Below are 21817 nucleotides of genomic sequence, written 5' to 3' on the forward strand. Positions count from 1 at the left end.
TCTTTACGGTTGCAGTCATGGAACAGGACCCGAACCCCTCCAGCACCACCGCGACGATCGCCGACCCGGCCACCGACCGGGCCGTCCGTCGCGCCCTCGCCGAGCACGGCAGGCTGACGGTCGACGCGTGGGACGTGGCGTCGATCGCCGACCTCTACGCCCTCGGCATGACCTCGCACGCCACCGTCAACGTGATGCTCGCGGTGGAGTCGGACCTCGACGTCGAGTTCCCCGACTCCGTGCTGAACCGGTCCACCTTCGCGACCGTCGAGTCGATCGTCGCCGCGGCGGAGCTCGCCGCGGAGCTCGCCTCGTGACCCTGGTCCTGCCGGCACCGTCGGTCGTCGACCGCTTCGCCGAGCGTGCGAGCGCGGTGGCCGAGGTCGCCGCACAGTTCGCCGACGAGGTCGACCGCGACGCCCGGCCCCCGCGCGAGGCCATCGCCGCGATGCGGGAGTACGGCCTGCTCGCGGCAGCGGTGCCGACCGAGCACGGTGGCGAGGGTGCCTCCGTGGCGGAGCTCTCCGCGATCGCGACCGAACTCGGCCGCGCCTGCGCCGCGACCGGCATGGTGTTCGCGATGCACCAGGGCCAGGTCATGGCGCTCTGGCGGCACGGCGGCGACGGTGCCGGCGTGCTCGAGACCATCGAGGCCGTCCGTGGCGGTGCGCTCGTCGCGTCGGCCACCACCGAGCGTGGCGTCGGCGGCGACGCCCGGCGGTCCACGTGTTCCATCGAGCCGACCGACGACGGCCGGATCCGCCTGCGCAAGGACGCGCCGGTGATCTCGTACGCCACCGAGGCCGACGCGGTGTTCGTCACCGCCCGTCGCGACCCGGACGCCCCGGCGTCGGACCAGCGACTGCTCATCTGCCGCACCGACACGATGGTCCTGTCGCAGACGTCCACCTGGGACACCATGGGGCTCCGCGGCACGTGCAGCAACGGGTGGATCCTCGACACCGAGACGACGACCGACCGGGTGTTCCGCGACGACTACGCCGCGATCTCCGCCCAGACCGTCCTGCCGGTGTCGCACGTGCTCTGGGCCTCGGTCTGGCTCGGCATCGCGGTCTCGTCCGCCGAACGTGCCCGCAGCGCCGTCCGGAAGCAGGCCCGCGCCGCCGTCGGGACGACCCCGCCCGGTGCCCTGCGGCTGGCCGAGCTCCTGGTCGACCTGCAGGCTCTGGCCGACTCGGTGCGCCACGCCGCCGAACGGTTCGACGCCGCCGCCGACGACCCGGACGTGCTGGCCTCGAGCGCGTACGCCCTGGCCGCGAACGCCCTGAAGATCGGTGCGTCCGAGCGCGTCACCGACATCGTCACGAAGGCGCTGCGCATCGTCGGGATCGCGGGCTACGCCGCCTCGGGTCCGATGAGCATCGCCCGACACCTCCGAGACGCCCACGGTGCCGCCGTCATGGTGAGCAACGACCGTCTCCTCAAGAACGACGCCGACCTGGCCATCATGACGGGAGTGATCCTGTGACCATCACGGACACCACCACGCACACCACCGACACCACCACCGCGGACAGCGCCGCCGCGGACACCACCGCCGCGCTCGACGCCGCCCGCGCCGCCCTCCGCGCCCGCCTGCTCACCGACGGCGTCCTCCTCGACCTCGGCACGCCCGGCCTCTACGGCCGCACCGGGGTCTTCGAGCGCGTGTACGCCGCGGTCGACGCCGCTGCGGTCCGCAGCCAGCAACACCTCGGCGCCGAGGTCCTGCGCTTCCCGCCGGTCGAGCCGCTCGCGTCCTTCGAGCGCACCGACTACATCGCGTCGTTCCCGGACCTCGCCGCGTCGATCTCCGGGTTCACCGGCGACGACCGCACCCACCGCGCACTGCTCGCCGCCCGCGAGCGCGGTGAGCGCTGGGAGGGGTTCCTCGAGCCGGCCGACCTCATGCTCACCCCCGCGGTCTGCCACCCGGTCTACGGCCTGATCGGCGACACCGTGCCGCAGCAGGGCCGGTTCTTCGACGTCCTCGGCGACTCCTTCCGCCGTGAGCCCTCGCTCGACCCGATGCGCCTGCAGGCCTTCCACATGCACGAGTTCGTGCACGTCGGCGCCCCCGCGTCCGCAGCGGCCCACCGGGACGGCAGCATCCCGGTGATGCGCGCGCTGCTCGAGTCGTTCGGGCTCGAGATCGACGTCGTCCCCGCCAACGACCCCTTCTTCGGCCGCGTCGGGCAGATGCTCGCCCGCAACCAGGTCGAGCAGGCGCTCAAGTTCGAGTTCGTGACGAAGGTCTACGGCCCCGACCACGACGCCACCGCGATCAGCTCCGCGAACCTGCACGAGGACCACTTCGGCACCTCGTTCGGCCTCCGCACCGAGGACGGAGAGGTCGCGCACAGCGCCTGCATCGCGTTCGGCCTGGAGCGCATCACCATCGCCCTGTTCGCCGCCCACGGCACGGACCTCGACGCCTGGCCGGCGTCCGCCCGCGCCGCCCTCGCCCTGTGACCACGCTGCACGGCTGGTCCGGATCGCCGGCGATCCGCGCAGCGGTCCAGCTCCCCGCCGCCGCGCGCGCCGGCGTCGTGATCTGCCCGCCGCTCGGGCAGGAGGGCGTCATCGCGTACCGCACGCTCCGTCTGCTGGCCGACCGCCTGGAGGCCCGTGGCATCGCCTCGGTGCGCTACGACCCGTCCGGACGTGGTGACGGCGCACCCGACACCGCGCCCGACGCGCAGGTCCGGTCCGCACGCCACGCCGCCGCCGTGCTCCGCACGACGGGGGTGCAGCACGTCGCCTTCGTCGGGCTGGCCTCGGCGGCCCTCGTCGCGGCGAACGCGGCCGCGGACACCGACGGCCTCGTCGTCTGGGACGCACCGGCCTCGGGGAAGGGGTGGCTCCGCCGGCAGCGCGCCCTCGCGACCATCACGATCGGCGCCGACCGCGTGGTCGACGGCGTCGAGAGCCTGATCGGGTTCGACGTCGAGCCGGACGAGGCCGCCGCACTCGCGGACCTCGCCTTCGCCCCGCGCACCGGGCCCACCGTCGCGCTCGTCCGTCCGGGTGCCCGGCCGCCGAAGCCGCTCGGTGGCGTCGAGGTGACCGAGGTCACCGGCAGCGCCGAGCTCCTCGACGGCACGAGCATCCACGCCCGCATCCCCGGAGCCGCCGTCGACACCGTCGTGGCCTGGCTCGACACCTGGGCACCTGAGACTGCGGTGCCCGTCCGCACCCCCGTCCTCGACGAGGTCCTCGACGTCGACGGCCGCGTGTCGGAGCGCATCGTCCACCTCGGCGTTCAGGGCCTGTTCGGGATCGAGACCGTCTCGTCCGCCCAGCACCACGACGCCCCCGTCGTCGTGCTCCACAGCGGCGGCGCCGAACACCGCGTGGGGGCCACCGACTACCAGGTCGAACTCGCCCGCGCCCTCGCCCGCGACGGCGCCCGGGTCGTCCGGGTCGACCGTCGTGCCACCGGCGAGAGCACCGGCGTGCACGAGGACGAGCGGAGCTTCCTGTTCGCGCAGGAGTGGGTGGAGGACCAGTCCGCCGTCGTCACCGCACTCGCCACGCCCTCGGACCGGCTCGTGCTCGTCGGCATGTGCGCCGGCGCCTGGGTCGCGGGCCGCGCCGTCGAGGAGGCCCCGCGCCTGGTCGTCGAGATCAGCCCGAACGACTACCGTCGCGTCCCGGCCGAGCCCGGCTCGTACGCCGACGGGGTCCGGGCCATCGACGCCCCGTCGCCCGCACGGATGTGGGTGCGTGAACGCTACAACCGCTTCGTGCCGAAGGCCGTCCGCGACCGGATCGCCCGTCGCGACCGGATGGGCGGGGTCGTCGGCCACGTCCGCCCGCTCGTCGAGCACGGCACCGACGTCGTCGTGATCGTCGCTCCCGAGGACGCCGCCCTGTTCGACCGACTCGGTGGGCAGAAGGCCGTCCGGCGCTGGCCCGGCGACGACCGCCGCGGATCGGTGTCCGTCGTCCGCGTCGAGGACGGCGACCACTCGCTGTTCTCCCCGACGATGCGCGAGGCCGTCGTCGCCGAGGTGCGCTCCCGCGTCGCGGCGACGTTCCCCGTCCACACCTGACGCGCCCGCCCGGCTCAGCGCAGGCCGAGCTCCCGCGCGACGGCGTCGGGACGCTCGACGTGGGCGAAGTGCCCGCAGTCCTCGAGCAGCACCGTCCGGACCTGCGGCACGAGCGCCCGCAGCGCCTCGAGGTCCGTGACCCGGGCGAACACGTCGTCGCGCCCGGCGATCGCCGTCACCGGGCAGGTGATCGCGCGCCACCGGTCGACGTCGTACACCGCCGCCGACCGTGCCGCCTCGGTGAACTGCTCCGGCCGGAGCTCCTCGACGAAGGCCTCGAGCACGCTCGGGTCCAGACGTCGAACGTGCGTGAACACCGGCGCCGCGACGAGCGGCAACAGACCGATCCGCGCGATCCACCGGAGCAGCGGACGAGCGGAGCCACCGGTCACCGTGAGGCCCGCACGCAGCAGGGTGAACGCCGGCAGGGTGCCGAGCGCCCGCACCGGGTGCCGAGCCGCGCCGGCGGTCGCGACCGTGGTACCGGACACCAGGGCGAGCGACCGCACCCGCTCGGGCGCCACCACCGCCAGGTGCAACCCGACGAACGCTCCCATGGAGTGCCCGACCACGTCGACCGCGCCGACGCCCAGCGCACCGAGGACCGCCGACACGGCACCCGTGACGGCGTCGAGCCCGAGCGGACCGTCGGGAGCCGGCGAGGACCCCCAGCCCGGCAGGTCGACGAGCACCAGCCCGCGGTCGCCGATCCCGTCCGCGGCGCGCAGCAACGGTGTCCACGTCGACCAGGACCCGGCGACGCCGTGCAGCAGCAGGAGCGGGTCCGGGCCGGCGCGGTGGTGCACCACGACTGGCCCGGTCGGGGCCTCCACGACCGTGCGGGTCAGCCCCCATGCGCCGGGCGTGACGCGCACCGGGTACGGGGCGTAGGCATCAGCGGTGACCCCGTGATCACGTGGGTCGGTGTCGATGGCGTGCACCGGGCCTCCTGTCCGACCGTCGACGCGGACGCGTCCGTCAGGAGGGATTCGGAACGCTAGCCGACGGGGACGGGTGCCGAGCAGGCGGCGAGCCGGTCGAGGGCCGCCTTGTACTCGGCGACGTCGCGCTGCAGACCGGGCTCGGTGATGATCGAGGCCTTGATGCGGCCCTGCACGTCGATGACGAAGGTCGCGCGGGTGGCGAAGCCCTTGTTCTCGAGGAACACGCCGTACTCCTTCGAGACCGCGCCGTGCGGCCAGAAGTCGGCGAGCAGCTCGAAGTCGTAGCCGTTCGTCTCGGCGAACGAGCGGAGCGTCGCCTTCGAGTCGACCGAGATGCCGAGCAGCTCGATGCGCTGGTCCTGGAACATCGTGATGTTGTCCTGCAGGGTGCAGAGCTCGCTCGTGCACCCGGACGAGAACGCCAGCGGGAAGAAGACGAGTGCGACCGGGCGGTTGCCACGGAAGTCGCTGAGTCGGACGTGCTCACCGAACTGGTTCGGGAGCTCGAAGTCCGGCGCGAGTGAGCCGATCTCCAGTGCCATCGCTACGTGTGCTTCTTCCTCGGGCGTGGGGTGTGCCCGTCGGGTCCGTGCGCCGCGGATCGCGTGTGCACGATCGGCCATGCTACGCCGACGACACGCGAATGCAAGCACCCGTCCACCTGCACGTCACCATCAGCATCAGCGTCGGTCCTGGGGCCTAGAGTGGACGGGGCCCCAGCCGGTCGCGACCCGACCACCGGAGCCACCATGTCCACCACCACGAGAACGAACGAGGTCAAGGGTGACGGTGAACGACCAGGACCCGTACAGCGCCGGGGCGAACGACCAGGATCCGCAGGAGACCGCCGAATGGCGTGAGTCCCTCGACGGGCTGGTCCAGACCCACGGACACCAGCGCGGTCGCGAGATCATGCTGAGCCTGCTCAAGCGGTCCAAGGAACTGCACCTCGGTGTGCCGATGGTCCCGACGACGGACTACGTGAACACCATCGCGCCGGAGAACGAGCCGGAGTTCCCCGGCGACGAAGAGCTGGAGCGCCGGTACCGCCGCTGGATCCGCTGGAACGCGGCCATCACGGTGCACCGCGCACAGCGTCCCGGCATCGGGGTCGGCGGGCACATCTCGACGTACGCGTCCAGCGCTGCGATGTACGAGGTCGGCTACAACCACTTCTTCCGCGCGCAGGACCACCCCTCCGGTGGCGACCAGGTCTTCTTCCAGGGCCACGCCTCCCCCGGCATGTACGCCCGCGCGTACATGGAAGGTCGCCTCTCCGAGGACCAGCTCGACGGGTTCCGGCAGGAGAAGTCGCACGCCGGCGGCGGCCTGTCGTCGTACCCACACCCGCGCCTCATGCCGCACTTCTGGCAGTTCCCGACCGTGTCGATGGGCATCGGCCCGATCAACGCGATCTACCAGGCGCAGCAGGCCAAGTACCTGTCGAACCGCGGCATCAAGGACGCCATGGACCAGCAGGTCTGGGCGTTCCTGGGCGACGGCGAGATGGACGAGGTCGAGTCCCGCGGGCAGCTCCAGGTCGCCGCGAACGACGGCCTCGACAACCTGAACTTCGTCATCAACTGCAACCTGCAGCGACTCGACGGTCCGGTCCGTGGCAACGGCAAGATCATCCAGGAGCTCGAGGCGTTCTTCCGCGGTGCGGGCTGGAACGTCATCAAGGTCGTCTGGGGCCGCGAGTGGGACGACCTGCTCGCCCGTGACACCGAGGGCGCGCTCCTCAACCTGATGAACCAGACGCCGGACGGCGACTACCAGACGTACAAGGCCGAGAACGGTGCCTACGTGCGCGAGAACTTCTTCGGGCGCGACCCGAAGGCGCTCGAGCTCGTCAAGGACTACACCGACGACCAGATCTGGAACCTCAAGCGCGGTGGCCACGACTACCGCAAGGTCTACGCCGCGTTCAAGGCCGCGACCGAGCACAAGGGCCAGCCGACCGTCATCCTGGCGAAGACGGTCAAGGGCTACGGCCTCGGCCCGAGCTTCGAGGGCCGCAACGCGACCCACCAGATGAAGAAGCTCACGCTCGACAACCTCAAGCAGTTCCGCGACGAGATGCGCATCCCGATCTCCGACGCGCAGCTGGAAGAGAACCCCTACACGCCGCCGTACTACCACCCGGGCAACGACGACGAGGCGATCCAGTACATGCACGAGCGTCGTCGCGCGCTCGGTGGCTACGTGCCGGAACGTCGCACGAAGTACACGCAGTTCACGCTGCCGGACGACTCGAAGTACCAGGTCGTCAAGAAGGGCTCCGGCAAGCAGGAGGTCGCCACCACCATGGCGTTCGCACGCCTGCTGAAGGACCTGCTGCGCTCGCCCGACTTCGGCGACCGCGTGGTCCCGATCATCCCGGACGAAGCACGCACGTTCGGCATGGACGCCTACTTCCCGTCGGCGAAGATCTACAACCCGAACGGCCAGCACTACACGTCGGTCGACCGCGAGCTCCTCTTGGCCTACAAGGAGAGCCCGCAGGGCCAGATCATCCACGTCGGCATCAACGAGGCGGGTGCCCTCGCGGCGTTCACCGCCGTCGGCACCTCGTACTCGACGCAGGGCGAGCCGCTCATCCCGGTCTACGTCTTCTACTCGATGTTCGGGTTCCAGCGCACCGGCGACGCCATCTGGGCCGCCGGCGACCAGATGACCCGTGGCTTCATGATCGGCGCGACCGCCGGCCGCACCACGCTGACGGGCGAAGGCCTGCAGCACGCGGACGGTCACTCGCCGCTCCTCGCCACGACGAACCCGGCCGTCGTCTCGTACGACCCGGCGTACGGCTACGAGATCGGCCACATCGTCAAGGCCGGCCTCGACCGCATGTACGGCACGAACGAGGACGGCTCGCCGAAGCACGCCGACCCGAACGTCATGTACTACCTGACGGTCTACAACGAGCCGCTGGTGCAGCCGGCCGAACCCGAGGGCGTCGACGTCGAGGGCATCCTCAAGGGGATGTACCTGCTCAAGGCGAGCGAGCACGACGGCCCGAAGGCCCAGCTGCTCGCGTCCGGTGTCGCCGTGCCGTGGATCCTCGAGGCGCAGCAGCTCCTCGCCGAGGACTGGGGCGTGTCGGCCGACGTCTGGAGCGTCACGAGCTGGGGTGAGCTCTACCGCGACGGTGTGGCCGCCGAGCAGCAGGCGTTCCTCAACCCGAACGAGCCGGCCCGCACGCCGTTCGTCACCGAGCGGCTGCTCGGCACCGAGGGTCCGGTCGTCGCCGTGAGCGACTTCATGCACCTGGTGCAGGAGCAGATCCGCCCGTTCGTGCCGACCGACTACGCCACCCTCGGCGCCGACGGCTTCGGCTTCTCGGACACCCGTCCGGCCGCTCGCCGCTTCTTCCACATCGACGGCCCCTCGGTCGTCGTGCGGACGCTGCAGCAGCTCGCCCGCCAGGGCAAGGTCGACGGCGCGCTCGTCCAGCAGGCGATCGACAAGTACCGCCTGCACGACGTGACCGCCGGCACCACCGGCAGTGCGGGCGGCGAGAGCTGATCAACCCGTGACGACGGTCCGCCCGGACCACGAGAGCCAGGAGAGCGCGCGCGAGCGTGCGCTCTCCTGGCTCCGTCAGGTGTCCGGAGAACTCTCCACCGCCACGATCAAGCGGCTCGAGGACACGCTCCCCTGGTACAGCGAGATGCCCCCGGGGCGCCGCTCCGCCGTGGGCCTCGTCGCCCAGGCGGGCATCACCTCGTTCATCAGCTGGCTCGAGGGCACCGCGTCGACGCCGTGGATCGCCGCGGCCGACGTCTTCGGGTCCGCCCCGCGGGAGCTCCTGCGCTCGGTGAGCCTGCAGCAGACCCTGCAGCTCATCCGCGTCGTGGTCACCGTGGTCGAGGAACGCGCCGCCGACGACGAGATGCTGCAGGAGGCGATCCTCAAGTACTCCCGCGACATCGCGTTCGCCGCCGCCGACGTCTACGCCCGCGCAGCCGAGGCCCGCGGCCTGTGGGACGCCCGGCTCGAAGCGCTCGTGGTCGACTCGATCCTCTCCGGCGAGTACGACGACGAACTGCCGTCCCGCATCGCCGCCCTCGGGTGGCACGGCCACGGCGAGGTCGCGGTGCTCGTCGGCACCGCGCCGAAGCAGCTCGAGGTCGACCAGGTCCGGCGGACCGCACGGCACATGGACGCCGACGTGCTCGTCGGGGTCCAGGGGTCGCGGCTCGTCGTGGTGATCGGCCGCGCCACCCCGCGCGACGACGTCCCCGAGGGCGAGGAGCCCGTCTCCTTCACGACCATCGCGCAGGCCCTCGAACCGCTGTTCGGCGAGGGGCACCTGGTGCTCGGCAACGAGGTCCCCGGGGTCGTCGACGCGTCGACCAGCGCGAAGGCCGCCCTCGCCGGGTTCGCCGTCGCGCGTGCCTGGCGCGGCGTGCCCCGCCCGGCCCTGGCCGACGACCTGCTGCCCGAACGTGCCCTGGCCGGCGACCCGCTCGCCCGGTCGGCCCTGGTGCAGCGCATCTACGTCCCGCTCAAGGACCAGTCCACCGAGCTCCTGCAGACGCTGTGGTGCTACCTGGACACCGGCCGGTCGCTCGAGGCCACGGCGCGCGAGCTCTTCGTGCACCCGAACACCGTGCGCTACCGCCTGCGCCGGGTCGCCGACATCATCGGGTGGGACGCCACGCACGCCCGGGACGCCCTGATCGTGCAGTCGGCGCTCATCCTCGGCGCGATGTCCGAGTCCGCGACCGGCCGTCGCCGCATCACGCCCCGACGCTAGAGCGCTCCGGACGGTAGAGAACCGACAATGTCCCGCGGGGATTCGTGTGGGAAGTCCACACGGGCCCCGCGGGGTGAGAACGCGAGGATTGTCCGGTGATCGTCGTCGTCGCGCCCGGACAGGGCTCCCAGACCCCCGGCTTCCTCGCCCCCTGGCTCGAGGACGCCACCGTTCGTGAACGAGTCGGGCAGTGGTCGGAGTCGATCGGCGTCGACCTCGCCGAGCACGGCACGAACTCTGACGCGGACACCATCAAGGACACCGCGCTCGCACAGCCCCTCATCGTGGCCGCCGGCCTGGTGACCGCCGACGCACTGCTCGCCGAGGGCCGTCGTGCCCTGGTGGGCGGGGTCGCCGGACACTCGGTGGGCGAGTTCACCGCCGCCGCGGTCGCCGGGATCCTCGAGCCGACCGACGCCGTCGCCCTGGTCGCCGAGCGCGGCCGGGCCATGGCCGACGCCGCAGCGCTCGAGCCGACCTCGATGGCCGCCGTCCTCGGTGGCGACGCCGACGCGGTCGCCGCAGCCCTCGCCGAGCACGGCCTCGTGCCCGCGAACCACAACGGTGGCGGCCAGACCGTCGTCGCCGGTGCCGCAGACGCCATCGCGGCCCTCGCCGCCGACCCGCCCGCCAAGGCCCGGGTGATCCCGCTCGCCGTGGCCGGTGCGTTCCACACCCGCTACATGGCCCCCGCCGTCGAGCGGGTCGCCCCGGTCGCGGCCGCCGCCACCGTGCAGGACCCGACCCTGCCGATCTGGACCAACGCCGACGGCTCCCGCGTCGACGACGGGCGCCGCTTCGTCGACCTCATGGTCCAGCAGATCGCGAGCCCCGTGCACTGGGACGCGGTCATGGAGTCCTTCTCCGCCGCCGGCGTGACCGGCATCATCGAGCTCGCACCCGCCGGTGCCCTCGTCGGCCTGGCGAAGCGCGGCCTCCGCGGCACGCCGACCGTCGCCATCAAGACCCCCGACGACCTGCCTGCAGCGATCGACCTGCTGCAGCGCGCGGGCCAGGAAGCAGACGCAACCGCATGACCGACCCGACCACCCCGACGGACGCCCCCACGGGCCTCCCGACCGGATCCGCGCGCCCGCTGCTCCAGCAGCGCCGCGGCCACGAGTTCACCCGGATCCTGGCGTTCGGCGCCGCCCGCGGCGAGAACGTCGTGCCGAACGACGACCTCGTCGGCCCGATCGACTCGTCCGACGAGTGGATCCGCCAGCGCACCGGCATCATCACCCGCAAGCGCGCGGGCAAGGACGTCGAGGCCGTCGACCTCGCCGAGGCCGCTGCGCGCGAGGCAATCGAGAAGGCCGGCATCGAGCCGTCCCAGATCGGCGTCGTGCTCGTGAGCACCGTCACGCACACCGTGGCGACCCCGTCGATGGCGTCGCTGCTCGCCGAGCGCATCGGCGCCACCCCGGCCGCCGCGTACGACATCAGCGCCGCCTGTGCCGGGTACGCCTACGGCATCGCCCAGGCCGACTCGTTCATCAAGTCCGGGCTCGCCGACCACGTGCTGGTCGTCGGGGCCGAGAAGCTCAGCGACGTCGTCGACCCGACCGACCGCTCGATCTCGTTCCTGCTCGGGGACGGTGCCGGCGCCGCCGTGATCGGCCCGAGCGACTTCCCGGGCATCGCCCCCACCATCTGGGGTTCCGACGGCTCGAAGTGGGACGCCATCGGCATGACCGCGACCTACAACGAGTGGGAGGCCGGCGCACCGCGTCCGACCATGCGCCAGGCCGGGCAGACGGTGTTCCGCTGGGCCGTCTGGGAGATGGTCAAGGTCGCTCGCCAGGCGCTCGAGACCGCCGGCGTCCGCCCCGAGGACCTCGCCGCGTTCGTGCCGCACCAGGCGAACATCCGCATCATCGACGAGTTCGCCAAGCAGCTCGGCCTGCCCGAGACGGTGACGATCGCCCGCGACATCACCACCACCGGCAACACCTCCGCCGCGAGCATCCCGCTCGCCACGCACCGCCTGCTCGAGGAGCACCCGGACCTGTCAGGCGGCCTCGCCCTGCAGATCGGCTTCGGCGCCGGACTCGTGTTCGGTGCCCAGGTGGTCGTCCTCCCCTGATCCCCGTCCGGTCGCGCAACCGCGCGCCCGGCCCCCATCCCGACGAGCCTCCGCGCACCCGGACCCCGCGTGCCCTAGGCTGGTCAACGGTCAAACGACACCCCCCTTCAAGGAGAACACTCATGGCCCTGTCCAACGAAGAAGTCCTCGCCGGCCTGGCCGAGCTGATCAACGACGAGACCGGTATCGCCACCGACACCGTCGCCGCCGACAAGTCCTTCACGGACGACCTCGACATCGACTCCATCTCGATGATGACCATCGTGGTCAACGCCGAGGAGAAGTTCGACGTGAAGATCCCGGACGAAGAGGTCAAGAACCTCAAGACCGTGGGCAACGCGGTCGACTACATCGTCAAGGCCCAGGCCTGACACGAGCTTCCTGAGCGCCGCGGCCCGCGGACCCCTGCGGGCCGTGGCGCTCATCTTGTTCACCCCAACGAAAGAGCACGTCGTCCCATGACCAAGAAGACCGTCGTCGTCACCGGGATCGGTGCGATCTCACCCCTCGCCGCGACCGCCCCGGACACCTGGGACGCGCTGCTCGCCGGCAAGTCCGGCATCACCCGCATCGAGGACCCCCGCTACGCCGAGCTGGAACTCCCGGTGGAGTTCGCCGGCCAGGCGCGCCGGTTCCTCACCGACCAGCTCACCCGCCCCGAGTCGAAGCGCCTCGACCCCTCGTCGCAGCTGTCGCTCGTCGCGGCGCGCGAGGCCTGGGCCGACGCCGGCATCGACGACGAGTCGGTCGTGCCCGAGCGCCTCATCGTCGACTGGGCGACCGGCATCGGCGGCGTGAACACGCTGCTCGACGCCTGGGACACCCTGCGCGAGAAGGGTCCGCGTCGCGTCCTGCCGATGACGGTCCCGATGCTCATGGCGAACGGCCCCGCCGCCGCCATCGAGATGGAGTTCGGCGCCCGTGGTGGTGCCCGCACCTACCTGTCCGCCTGCGCGTCGTCGACCGAGTCGCTGGCCGAGGCGTACCGGCACATCGCCGACGGCGACGCCGACATCGTCATCACCGGTGGCGCCGAGGCCGCGCTGCACCCGCTCCCGCTGGCCGCGTTCGCCGCGATGCAGGCCCTGTCGCGCCGGAACGACTCCCCCGAGACCGCGTCGCGTCCCTACGACGTCACGCGTGACGGCTTCGTGCTCGGTGACGGCGCAGCGGCGCTCATCCTCGAGTCGAAGGAGCACGCCGAGGCCCGCGGCGCGACGATCTACGCCGAGGTCGCCGGCTCCGGCATCACCTCGGACGCCTTCCACATCACCGCGCCGGACCCCGAGGGCAGCGCCGCCGCCCGTGCGGTCCTGCAGGCCCTCGAGCACGCCGACGCGAGCATCGAGGACGTCGTGCACGTCAACGCGCACGCCACCTCGACCCCCGTCGGTGACGTCGCCGAGTACCACGCGATGCGTCGGGTCTTCGGCGACCACCTGGACGACGTCGTGGTGTCCGCGACCAAGGCCTCGACGGGCCACCTGCTCGGTGGTGCCGGTGCGATCGAGGCGGTCTTCACCGTCCTCGCGCTGCACAACCGCGTCGCCCCGCCGACGATCAACCTGCACGACCAGGACCCGGAGATCGTCATGGACGTCGCCCGCGAGCCGCGCGCGCTGCCCGAGGGTGACCTGCTCGCGGTCAGCAACTCGTTCGGCTTCGGCGGCCACAACGCCGTGGTCGCGTTCCGTAGCGTCTGATCCGTCCCACCCTGCCAGGAGGCCCGTCCCGCGTCGTCGGGGCGGGCTTCCGTCGTTCCGGTGCCGGTTGGAGTCCCGGCAACACGCCGTCGTGTCGCTGAGGCGCCCCGGAAACGACGAGACGCCGCCGTATTCGGCGGCGTCTCGAGTCTTCGGCGGCGTCAGGACAGCACGCCGGCGTGTTGCGCACCCGACGTCGGCGTCCGGCGCACCCGAGACGCCGGCGTGTTGCGAGTTGGCTCAGCCGACGCGGTGCAGCCAGACGACCGGGTTGCCCTCGGCCGCGTGGCGGAAGGGCTCGAGCTCGTCGTCCCAGGCCTGCCCGAGGGCGAGCCGGAGCTCACGGTGCAGCTCGAGGGCGTTGCTGCCCGCGACCTCCATCGCGTAGCGCACCCGGTCCTCGGGGATGACCATGTTGCCCGTGACGTCGGTCTGCGCGTAGAACACCCCGAGGTCGGGCGTGTGCATCCAGCGACCGCCGTCCGAGGCGCTCGTCGGCTCCTCGGTGACCTCGTACCGCAGGTGTTCCCACCCGCGCAGGGCCGACGCGATCGCGGCACCGGCGCCCACCGCACCGGTCCACGTGTACTCGGTCCGGCGCGCACCGTCCTGCGCGGGCTGGTCGAGCCACGAGAAGTTCACGGCGCGGTTCATCGCGCGACCTGCTGCCCATTCGACGTGCGGGCAGAGCGCGCGGGGTGAGGAGTGCACGTAGAGCACTCCTGTCGTCGTTCCGTTCACGGTTCCTCCGATACGTCAGGTGCGACTTCCCCATCGACCTGGTGCGGAGGATCCTGACCCGAGGGGCCACGGAACCATCGGTATGCGATTGTGATGTCCCGACGGGACACGCCCATTATGCAGCGCTGCGGCTGGGAACGGCAAGGAACCGACCCCGATCAGTGCAGGACGGCACCGTTGGCGTCGACCGGGTGTCGCTCCCCCGCCGTGATCGGCACCGGGACGCGGTTGTCCTCCGGTGGGATCGGGCACGCGTACTGGTACGAGAACGCGCACGGCGGCAGGACCAGCAGGTTCCAGTCGAGCTCGACCGTCGCCTGCATGCCGGGGTCGTCGAGGTACAGGAACCGACCCATCGAGTAGGTGCTGCCCGGGTCGTCCTCGGGCAGGGCACTCGTGGCGTCCTGCACGATGAGCTGCAGCCGCGGGGCTCCGCGGTGGGCAGCCGACCGGACGGCGACGAACCGCACCGTTGCACCACCCACGACGGTCTCGACGTGTCCGGCGACCGGCAGGGCGTCGCCGGCGGCGTCGCGGACGCTGCCACGGGCCTCCAGGTCGTCTCCCGCCAGCGGGACGTACGTGCCGGACGTCACCCAGTCGCCGGACCACGCGAAGCGGGCGATCTGCGCGAAGCGGGCGATCGCCTCGGACGACGGGTCCCAGACGCGCAGGGTGTCGCCGCTGACGGTGCCGGCGAAGCCGTCCGGCAGCGCGACGGTCGACGGCACGACGGCGGTGTCCCCGGCCACCAGGACCGAACCGTCGACCGGGACGCCGTCGACGACGACACCGTCGGAGGCCTCGGCCGTCACGGTGAGTCCGCCGACGGCCGGGGCCCACGTCCCGGGGACCGGCCAGACCGGCTGCGGGTGGTCGACGTGCTGGGCGTTCACCAGGGCGAGCGGCCCACGGACACTGCGCGCCCAGCGGTCACGGTCGTGGACGTGCTCGGCGAAGGCGGCGACGACCGCGTCGTCGGGTGCGCCGGTGCCGCTCGTCACGCCTGCTCCTGGCGGGGGTAGATGACCTTCTGCACGATGATGATGACCGACGCCGCGACGGGCAGCGCCACGAGTGCGCCGAGCACGCCGCCGATCGTGCCGCCCGCGACCGCCGCGATGACCACGAGCGCGCCGGGCACCTGGACCGCCCGCGACATGATGCGCGGGGAGATCAGGTAGGCCTCGACCTGCATGTAGACGAGGTAGTAGATGGCGGCGGCGAGGGCGGTGGCCGGCGACGCGAAGAAGCAGAGCAGCGAGATGACGATCGCGGCGGCGAGCGTGCCGACGAGCGGGATGAGCGAACCGAGGAACGCGAACGACGCGAGCAGCACGGGCAGCGGCGCCCCGATGATGATCAGGAAGATGAAGCTGAGGATGCCGTTGATGAGCGCCTGCGACACCTGCCCGACGACGTAGCGGCCGACGGCCTGCGTGATCTGCTCGCTCACGTCGATGAAGTTCTGGCGGCGCGACGCCGGCACGAACCGGTACGTCGCACGCTTCATGCCCCGCATCGACGCGAGGAAGTAGAGCATCAGGATGATGACGATGAGCGCCCCGGTGACGCCGGACAGGATGCCGCTGCCGACCGCCAGGATCCCGCCGCCGACGCTGAGCAGGTTGCCCGGCTTCTCGACGAACGACTGCAGCGACTGCAGGGCGTGGTCGATGTCGAACGACCCGGCGAACTGCTTCGACAGGTCCTGCACCCACTGCTGCTGCGAGATGTCCTGCACGATGTCGGGGAAGTTCTGGATCAGGTTCGACGCCTGTTCCACCAGGATCGGCACCACGGCGAACACGATGCCGGCGAAGGCCCCGAGGACGGCGACCACGACGATCGTGATGGCGGACCAGCGCGGGATGATCCGCTCCAGGAACGACACGAGCGGGTCGATGCCGAGTGCCAGGAACAGCGCGACCCCGATGTAGACCAGGACCGTGCTGAGCTCGTTGATGATCGCACCGGCGAGCAGCGCGACGAGCACCCCGATGGCACCCATGAACCCGAGACGGAAGGCGTTCACGCGCACACCGGTACCGCCACGGGTCACCTCGAAGGTGACGTTCGGTGTCGGTGCGTGGTCGTCCTGCGACGTGTCGCGCTTCCTTGGCATGTGCACGTAGGGCGGGCGGGACTCGAACCCGCGGATCGTTCGGTTATGAGCCGACTGCCTTGACCAGCTTGGCTACCGCCCCTCGCCGGAGACCCTCAGGCCACCGGCTCACCACGATACAGCGACTCGAACGTCGACAGCGTGCGGTTGATGTCGTGTGCCTCGATCATGGCCAGACTGCGATCCCGCATCGCCACGTACTCCGACTCGGGCGCGGTGAGCACCGTCGTGAGCTTCGCCGCCAGGTCGTCCACGTCGCCCGGGGTGAACAGGTACCCGTTGCCGTCGATCAGGTGCGGCAGCGCCATCGAGTCGGCGGCGACGACCGGCAGCCCGGACGCCATCCCCTCGAGCGACGAGATGCTCTGCAGTTCCGCCGTCGACGGCATCGCGAACACCGTCGCGTTGGTCAGGGCCTCCTGCTTGCGCTCGTCGGAGACGAACCCCAGGAACCGCACGCGGTCCTCGAGCCCGAGCTCCTTCGCCAACGCGGTCAGCTTCGGGATCATCTCGCCGTCGCCGACGATGGTCAGCGTCGCCGACAGCTCGGCGGGCAGCAGCGCCACCGCGCGGACGAGCACGTCGAGGTTCTTCTCGGGGGCCACACGGCCCACGAAGACGATGTCGTTGTTGACCGGGCGTCCCTCGCGCGCCACGTACCGGGACGCGTCGATGCCGCACGAGATCGCGAGGACCTGCTGGCCGGCGATGGCCTTCCGCAGGTAGTCGGCGGCCAGGTTCGTCGGCGTCGTGATGGTGTCCGCCAGCCGGTAGGTCTTGGCGGCGTCGCTCCACGCGATCTTCAGCGCGAGGGGCAGCGTCCACTTGCCGAACGGCGTGTACTCGAGCAGGTTCTCCGGCATGAAGTGGTTCGTCGCGATGACCCGGATGCCGCGGTCGTTCGCCTCGTGCACGATGCCGCGGCCGATGACCACGTGCGACTGGATGTGCAGCACGTCCGGCTTGACGGCGTCGAGGATCGGGGCGGTCCACTTCCGGACGCTCCACGGCCACACGAAGCGCAGCCACGGGTGCAGCGGCCACTTGTACGACTTCAGGCGGTGCACGACGAGCGTGACGCCGTGGTGCTCCTCGTCGAAGGTGCCGTAGTGGCGGCTCGAGGCCGGGGCCACGACGTGCACCTCGTGCCCGCGCTCGGCCAGGCCGACAGCGAGCTGCTCGGCGAAGGTGGCGGCGCCGTTGACGTCGGGGGCGAAGGTGTCCGCTGCGATCAGCACGCGCAACGGTCGGTGACCGCCCGTCGCTTCCGTCGGTCCGGCGGTGGCGGTGGTGGCGTCTCCTGACACGGCTGAGTTCGTCCTCTCGTGGGCGATGGCTGGTCGGCAGTGACGCTATCGCACCAGGATCGACGGTCGCGTCAGCCGCGCGGATGAGGGCGGCACCACCGGACGCGCTGCGTCAGCCCCGGCTCTGCGGGTGGTGCTTGGCGAGCAGGAACACCCCGGTGATGGCGATGCCCGCGGCCACCACGAAGCCCGCGACCGCGAACCACGGCGCCCCCGAGGCCTCGCCGAGCACGATCACGCCGATGCCGACCGCGACGATCGGGTCGATCACCGTCAACCCCGCGATCACGAGGTCGGCCGAGCCGCTCGAGTACGCGTTCTGCACGAAGTACCCGCCGAGCGACGCCGCCACGACCACCCCGACGATGGCGAGCACGGTCAACCAGTCGAAGGTGCCGTTCACGAACCGGTTCAGCACCACCTTGGCCAGCGTCGCCACGAACCCGTAGAGCACCCCCGCCCCGACGATGTAGTAGAGCGCACTGCGGTGCTTGGCGACCAACCGGAACGACACCAGCACGAGTACCAGCACGACGGCGAGGATCACCAGCACGGTGACGAGCTGCTGGCGGGTGATCGCGCTCTCGTGCCCGACGAACGCCGCGATCCCGACGAAGATGCCGACACCGATGATGCACGTCCACACGGCCCGCCGCGCACGCCGACCGAGCGGCACACCCGACGACCGCGACGAGAACCACGTCGTGATGACGAGGGCCACAGCACCCAGGGGCTGCACGACGATCAGGGGCGCGAACGTGATGCTGATGAGCTGGAGCACCACCGCGATGCCGAGCATGAGCGTGCCGAGCACCCAGTAGCCGCTCGAGACGAGCCCGACGACGTGTCGGACGCTCAGCCCCTTCGACTGCCGACCGAGACGCGCCTCGACCCGCTGGACCCCGCGGCTCTGGAACTGCGCCCCGAGCGACAGGAACACCGCACCGATCAGCGCCACCGGGATCATCAGCGCCTGGAACGGCGTGAGGTTGCTCACGGCGTCGGGCAGCTGGAGGTCCGTCGTCACGCGTCGAGGCTACCGTCCCCCGCCGGATAACCTGGGTGAATGGCCGTTCTCCCGATCCGCATCACCGGCGAACCCGTCCTGCACGAGCGTGCAGCCGAGGTCACCGCGTTCGATGACGACCTCCGCACCCTCGTCGCCGACATGCTCGAGACCATGGACCTGGCACCGGGCGTCGGCCTGGCCGGTCCGCAGGTGGGCGTCGGCAAGCGCCTGTTCGTGTACTCCTACACCGACGACGACGACGTCCTGCACCGGGGCGCCGCCGTGAACCCCGTCCTGTGGATCACGCCCCCGGTCCCCGAGTCCGTCGAGGAGCTCGACGAGGACGAGGAGTCCGAGGGCTGCCTGTCGATCCCTGGTGAGCGGTTCCCGCTCCGCCGCTCCGAGGGCGCCCTGCTTCGGGCCTTCGACGAGCACGGCACCCCGTTCGAGGTCGAGGCGCACGGCTGGCTGGCCCGGATCTTCCAGCACGAGTACGACCACCTGGACGGCTGGCTCTACGCCGACCGCCTGGTGCACCCCTACGGTAAGCAGGTCGCCAAGGCGATCCGCAAGAGCAGCTGGGGCGGCCCCGGCCAGTCCTGGTTGCCGGGTCGCGACCACCCCGAGGGCTGACGCCCGTCGGCGTCGGCACCCGGTGCCGTCCAGCCCGTCGCTGGTCCGGCGGGCGGCCTGGAGGCCCGGCTCAGCCCCGGTAGGCAGCCAGTGCGTCCCGCAGGCGGTCGGTCTCCGGGTGCCCCGGGCAGTACCGCAGGAGCCCGGCGGCCACGTGCGCACCGCGCGCGTCGGCGACCGCCGACGTCCACGGCGCCGAGCCGCGGACCGCGCACGTGCTCGCGAGCTCGACCAGGGTCGCGTCACCGCGCGCCGCCGCCACCGCGGCCTGCTGCTGGCTCGACGGCACCGACCCGGTCAGGCGCTTCGCCGAGCAGTCGGCGCGCTCGGCCTCCCACACCGCCGAGTAGGTGGTGTAGGTCTCGCTGTCCGATCCGTCGGCGGCGCAGACGAACGCGAAGACCACGGGCGACGCGCCCGAGCCCAGGCCGGTGTCCGAGCTCGTCGGGTCCTCGGACGCGTCGGTGTCCGGGCCGACACTGCTGCAGCCGGTGAGCACCGCCGTCACGGCGACGACGACGCCGAGGAGCGTGAGTCGAGGCGAACGGGAACGGTGCACCTGTGAACGCTAACAGCAAGCGCTGCGGACGACCCGTACGGCGGCTCCTGCGATGATGGTCCGGCATCGCCCTGTCCTGGAGGTCCTCATCCCCCGCCTGCACTCCCGCCCCGTCCGTGCGACGGCCCTCGTGGTCGTCGCCCTGGCTGCTGTGTTCGTCGCCTACTGGCACCTCGGCCGTCCGACCATCGTGAACGACGAGTTCGTGTACCTCCGCGCGAGCTGGGCCTACGTGCACGGGAACTTCTCGCTCAACCTCGAGCACCCGCCGCTCGCGAAGTACGTGTACGGCGTGGCGCAGCTCCTGGTGGGACAGGGGCCGCTCGGGCCGAGGCTGGTGGCTGCGACCGCGATGCTCGGCACGGGTGTCGTCCTGTTCCTCTGGCTGCGACGCGAAGTCGGCTTCTGGACCGGCCTGACCGCGGCGGCGATGTGGTGGCTGACGCCGCGTGGCTCGGGCTCGTCCTGGGCGGAAGCCGGGTCGGTCATCGGTGTCCGCATCGACCGGTTCGCGATGCTCGAACCCCTCATGGTCTTCTTCGCCGTCGCCTCGCTCGCCGCGGCCTGGCGCTGGATGCGGACCGGCAACCGGTGGTGGGTGGCCGCATCGGGTGCGCTGCTCGCACTGTCCGTGACCTCGAAGGTGTCGACGGCAGTGCTCGTCCTCGCCGTGGGAGCACTCCCGCTGCTGTTCCGTCGGTGGCGCGACCTGGGGGTCGGTGCGCTGTACGGCGGCATCGCGTTCGTGGTCGTGTTCGTGGTCGTCTACCTGCCGGTCGGGCTCTTCGGGGCCATCGGGCAGATGCTCCGGTTCCAGGCGCAGCAGAACGCCCACGGGCACCCGACGACCATCCTCGGGACGATCTACCCGGCGGCACCGTGGTGGGCGAACTTCGCCTTCCTCGCCGACGGCACGGGCTGGTTGCTGCTCACCGTCCTGACCATCGGTGTGGTCGCCGCCCTCGTCGTCCGACCGGACCGCCTGGTCGCGTACCTCGGCATCGCCCTCGGTGTCTTCCTCGTCTTCTACGTCATCGTCGCCAACGTCTCGCTGCCGTACTACTACGACGCGTGGATGCCGTTCATCATCGCCTTGGCGGCGATCGGGTACGGGCGACTGGCGACCGTCCGGCCGCCCGTCGGACGCATTGCGGCGGCAGTGCTCGTCGCCGCGCTGCTCATCCCGGTCGCACGGCTGGGCGTCGCCGTCGTGCAGACCCGTCCGAGCGGGATCGCGATGTTGACGGACGCGCTCGAGGTCCGTGGCAAGGACGACGAGAACGTCCTGTTCGCCCGGTTCAGCGCGAACACCTGGCGCATCTACTTCGGCGACCGTGGCACGCAGAAGCCGCAGCTCGGACCGTTCGACGCGGTGGTGGTCGGCCACGACGACCGGCGCCCCATGCCGAAGCAGGTCCGCACGTTCCTGACGGAGTACGACGACCAGCTCGAGCACTTCCGGCTCGACTACCTGGACGTCTACGTCACGAAGACCGGCGTGATCAACGACAACAACCGTGACGGCACCCTCAGCATCGAGCCCGAAGAGCCCGACGACCGCTGACCCGCACACGCCGGCGTCCCGCGCAGACGCCGGCGTCCCGCGCACACGCCGGCGTCCTGTCAGGACGCACCCGAACCGGCGAGACACCGCCGAATCCGGAGGCGTCTCGAGCACGGGGCGGGGTGCATCGAAGACGCCGGCGTCTTCCTCACCGTCCGCAACGCAAAAGGTCCCCACCCCCGAAGGGATGAGGACCTGTCGCTCCCCGAGTTGGACTCGAACCAACAACCTGCCGGTTAACAGCCGGCTGCTCTGCCAATTGAGCTATCGAGGATCACTGTCCGCTGGCGAATGACGTGCGAACAACGGGTAACAGCATAGCAGGACGC

Annotated in this window: 20 protein-coding genes and 2 tRNA genes; 12 read left to right on the plus strand and 10 right to left on the minus strand. The window is 71.3% G+C overall.

The annotated features are described in order from the left end of the window. The first annotated feature begins 17 nt into the window (after nucleotides 1-17). From DEJ12_RS12580 to DEJ12_RS12595, 4 genes are read left to right on the plus strand one after another with little or no spacing between them, the layout of a single operon-like run. Nucleotides 18-317, plus strand: a complete 300-nt coding sequence (locus DEJ12_RS12580; protein WP_111030253.1) for an acyl carrier protein — start codon at nucleotides 18-20, stop codon at nucleotides 315-317. After that, nucleotides 314-1489 carry an acyl-CoA dehydrogenase family protein gene (locus tag DEJ12_RS12585; RefSeq protein ID WP_071405339.1) on the plus strand — a complete coding sequence of 392 codons (1176 nt, stop codon included), beginning with the start codon at nucleotides 314-316 and terminating at the stop codon, nucleotides 1487-1489. Before DEJ12_RS12580 ends, DEJ12_RS12585 begins: the two co-directional genes overlap by 4 nt. Next, nucleotides 1486-2472 carry an amino acid--[acyl-carrier-protein] ligase gene (locus tag DEJ12_RS12590; RefSeq protein ID WP_220034802.1) on the plus strand — a complete coding sequence of 329 codons (987 nt, stop codon included), beginning with the start codon at nucleotides 1486-1488 and terminating at the stop codon, nucleotides 2470-2472. The genes DEJ12_RS12585 and DEJ12_RS12590 overlap by 4 nt, the downstream gene beginning before the upstream one ends. Next, complete coding sequence (locus DEJ12_RS12595; RefSeq protein ID WP_111030254.1) at nucleotides 2469-4055, plus strand: alpha/beta fold hydrolase; 1587 nt, start codon at nucleotides 2469-2471, stop codon at nucleotides 4053-4055. Before DEJ12_RS12590 ends, DEJ12_RS12595 begins: the two co-directional genes overlap by 4 nt. Before the next feature lie 14 nt (nucleotides 4056-4069). On the opposite strand, the gene DEJ12_RS12600 is transcribed toward DEJ12_RS12595, so the two are convergent. Next, on the minus strand, nucleotides 4070-4996 hold the full coding sequence (locus DEJ12_RS12600) for an alpha/beta fold hydrolase (RefSeq protein ID WP_181433115.1): 927 nt from the start codon (nucleotides 4994-4996) through the stop codon (nucleotides 4070-4072). Nucleotides 4997-5052: 56 nt separating this feature from the next. Beyond that, entirely contained in the window at nucleotides 5053-5541 is a 489-nt protein-coding gene (locus DEJ12_RS12605; protein ID WP_111030255.1) for a peroxiredoxin, read from the minus strand. A 241-nt stretch (nucleotides 5542-5782) separates the two neighbouring features. Here DEJ12_RS12605 and aceE point away from each other — a divergent pair, with 241 nt between their 5' ends. The 6 genes from aceE to DEJ12_RS12635 all read left to right on the plus strand — a co-directional run bounded on the left by aceE (nucleotide 5783) and on the right by DEJ12_RS12635 (nucleotide 13550). Continuing rightward, entirely contained in the window at nucleotides 5783-8527 is a 2745-nt protein-coding gene (gene aceE / locus DEJ12_RS12610; protein ID WP_071405343.1) for a pyruvate dehydrogenase (acetyl-transferring), homodimeric type, read from the plus strand. A gap of 7 nt (nucleotides 8528-8534) precedes the next feature. Next, nucleotides 8535-9761, plus strand: coding sequence for a CdaR family transcriptional regulator (locus tag DEJ12_RS12615; protein ID WP_027465341.1), 1227 nt, complete (start codon nucleotides 8535-8537; stop codon nucleotides 9759-9761). Nucleotides 9762-9856: 95 nt separating this feature from the next. Further along, nucleotides 9857-10798, plus strand: a complete 942-nt coding sequence (locus tag DEJ12_RS12620; protein ID WP_071405344.1) for an ACP S-malonyltransferase — start codon at nucleotides 9857-9859, stop codon at nucleotides 10796-10798. Next, entirely contained in the window at nucleotides 10795-11847 is a 1053-nt protein-coding gene (locus DEJ12_RS12625) for a beta-ketoacyl-ACP synthase III (RefSeq protein ID WP_071405345.1), read from the plus strand. Before DEJ12_RS12620 ends, DEJ12_RS12625 begins: the two co-directional genes overlap by 4 nt. 122 nt (nucleotides 11848-11969) lie before the next feature. After that, nucleotides 11970-12218, plus strand: coding sequence for an acyl carrier protein (locus DEJ12_RS12630; RefSeq protein WP_017886710.1), 249 nt, complete (start codon nucleotides 11970-11972; stop codon nucleotides 12216-12218). Between the two features lie 87 nt (nucleotides 12219-12305). After that, nucleotides 12306-13550: a beta-ketoacyl synthase gene (locus DEJ12_RS12635; protein WP_027465338.1), complete on the plus strand. Its 1245-nt coding sequence runs from the start codon at nucleotides 12306-12308 to the stop codon at nucleotides 13548-13550. Between the two features lie 240 nt (nucleotides 13551-13790). Here DEJ12_RS12635 and DEJ12_RS12640 read toward each other — a convergent pair whose 3' ends face one another. The 6 genes from DEJ12_RS12640 to DEJ12_RS12665 form a co-directional block, all read right to left on the minus strand. Beyond that, nucleotides 13791-14291 carry a DUF3145 domain-containing protein gene (locus DEJ12_RS12640; protein ID WP_027465337.1) on the minus strand — a complete coding sequence of 167 codons (501 nt, stop codon included), beginning with the start codon at nucleotides 14289-14291 and terminating at the stop codon, nucleotides 13791-13793. Nucleotides 14292-14449: 158 nt separating this feature from the next. Beyond that, complete coding sequence (locus DEJ12_RS12645) at nucleotides 14450-15295, minus strand: DUF1684 domain-containing protein (RefSeq protein WP_111030256.1); 846 nt, start codon at nucleotides 15293-15295, stop codon at nucleotides 14450-14452. Further along, a complete protein-coding gene (locus tag DEJ12_RS12650) occupies nucleotides 15292-16416 on the minus strand; it encodes an AI-2E family transporter (RefSeq protein ID WP_181433116.1) in 1125 nt (374 codons plus the stop codon). The genes DEJ12_RS12645 and DEJ12_RS12650 overlap by 4 nt, the downstream gene beginning before the upstream one ends. Nucleotides 16417-16423: 7 nt before the next feature. Further along, nucleotides 16424-16498: transfer RNA gene (locus DEJ12_RS12655), tRNA-Ile, on the minus strand. A 13-nt stretch (nucleotides 16499-16511) separates the two neighbouring features. After that, entirely contained in the window at nucleotides 16512-17723 is a 1212-nt protein-coding gene (locus tag DEJ12_RS12660; RefSeq protein WP_111030257.1) for a glycosyltransferase, read from the minus strand. Nucleotides 17724-17835: 112 nt separating this feature from the next. Then, nucleotides 17836-18750: a DMT family transporter gene (locus DEJ12_RS12665; protein ID WP_181433117.1), complete on the minus strand. Its 915-nt coding sequence runs from the start codon at nucleotides 18748-18750 to the stop codon at nucleotides 17836-17838. Between the two features lie 39 nt (nucleotides 18751-18789). Here DEJ12_RS12665 and def point away from each other — a divergent pair, with 39 nt between their 5' ends. Then, nucleotides 18790-19365, plus strand: coding sequence for a peptide deformylase (def, locus tag DEJ12_RS12670; protein WP_071405349.1), 576 nt, complete (start codon nucleotides 18790-18792; stop codon nucleotides 19363-19365). A 70-nt stretch (nucleotides 19366-19435) separates the two neighbouring features. Here the strand turns inward: def and DEJ12_RS12675 are convergent, their stop codons facing one another. Beyond that, nucleotides 19436-19924 (minus strand): hypothetical protein, encoded by a 489-nt coding sequence (locus tag DEJ12_RS12675; protein ID WP_071405350.1) that lies wholly within the window; start codon nucleotides 19922-19924, stop codon nucleotides 19436-19438. 52 nt (nucleotides 19925-19976) lie between these two features. On the opposite strand from DEJ12_RS12675, the gene DEJ12_RS12680 reads away from it, so the two are divergent. Beyond that, nucleotides 19977-21488, plus strand: a complete 1512-nt coding sequence (locus DEJ12_RS12680; RefSeq protein WP_111030258.1) for a glycosyltransferase family 39 protein — start codon at nucleotides 19977-19979, stop codon at nucleotides 21486-21488. Between the two features lie 201 nt (nucleotides 21489-21689). Here DEJ12_RS12680 and DEJ12_RS12685 read toward each other — a convergent pair. Next, nucleotides 21690-21762 (minus strand) — tRNA-Asn (locus tag DEJ12_RS12685). Between the last annotated feature and the right edge of the window lie 55 nt (nucleotides 21763-21817).

The sequence above is a fragment of the Curtobacterium sp. MCLR17_059 genome (assembly GCF_003234665.1).
GTDB lineage: Bacteria > Actinomycetota > Actinomycetes > Actinomycetales > Microbacteriaceae > Curtobacterium > Curtobacterium flaccumfaciens.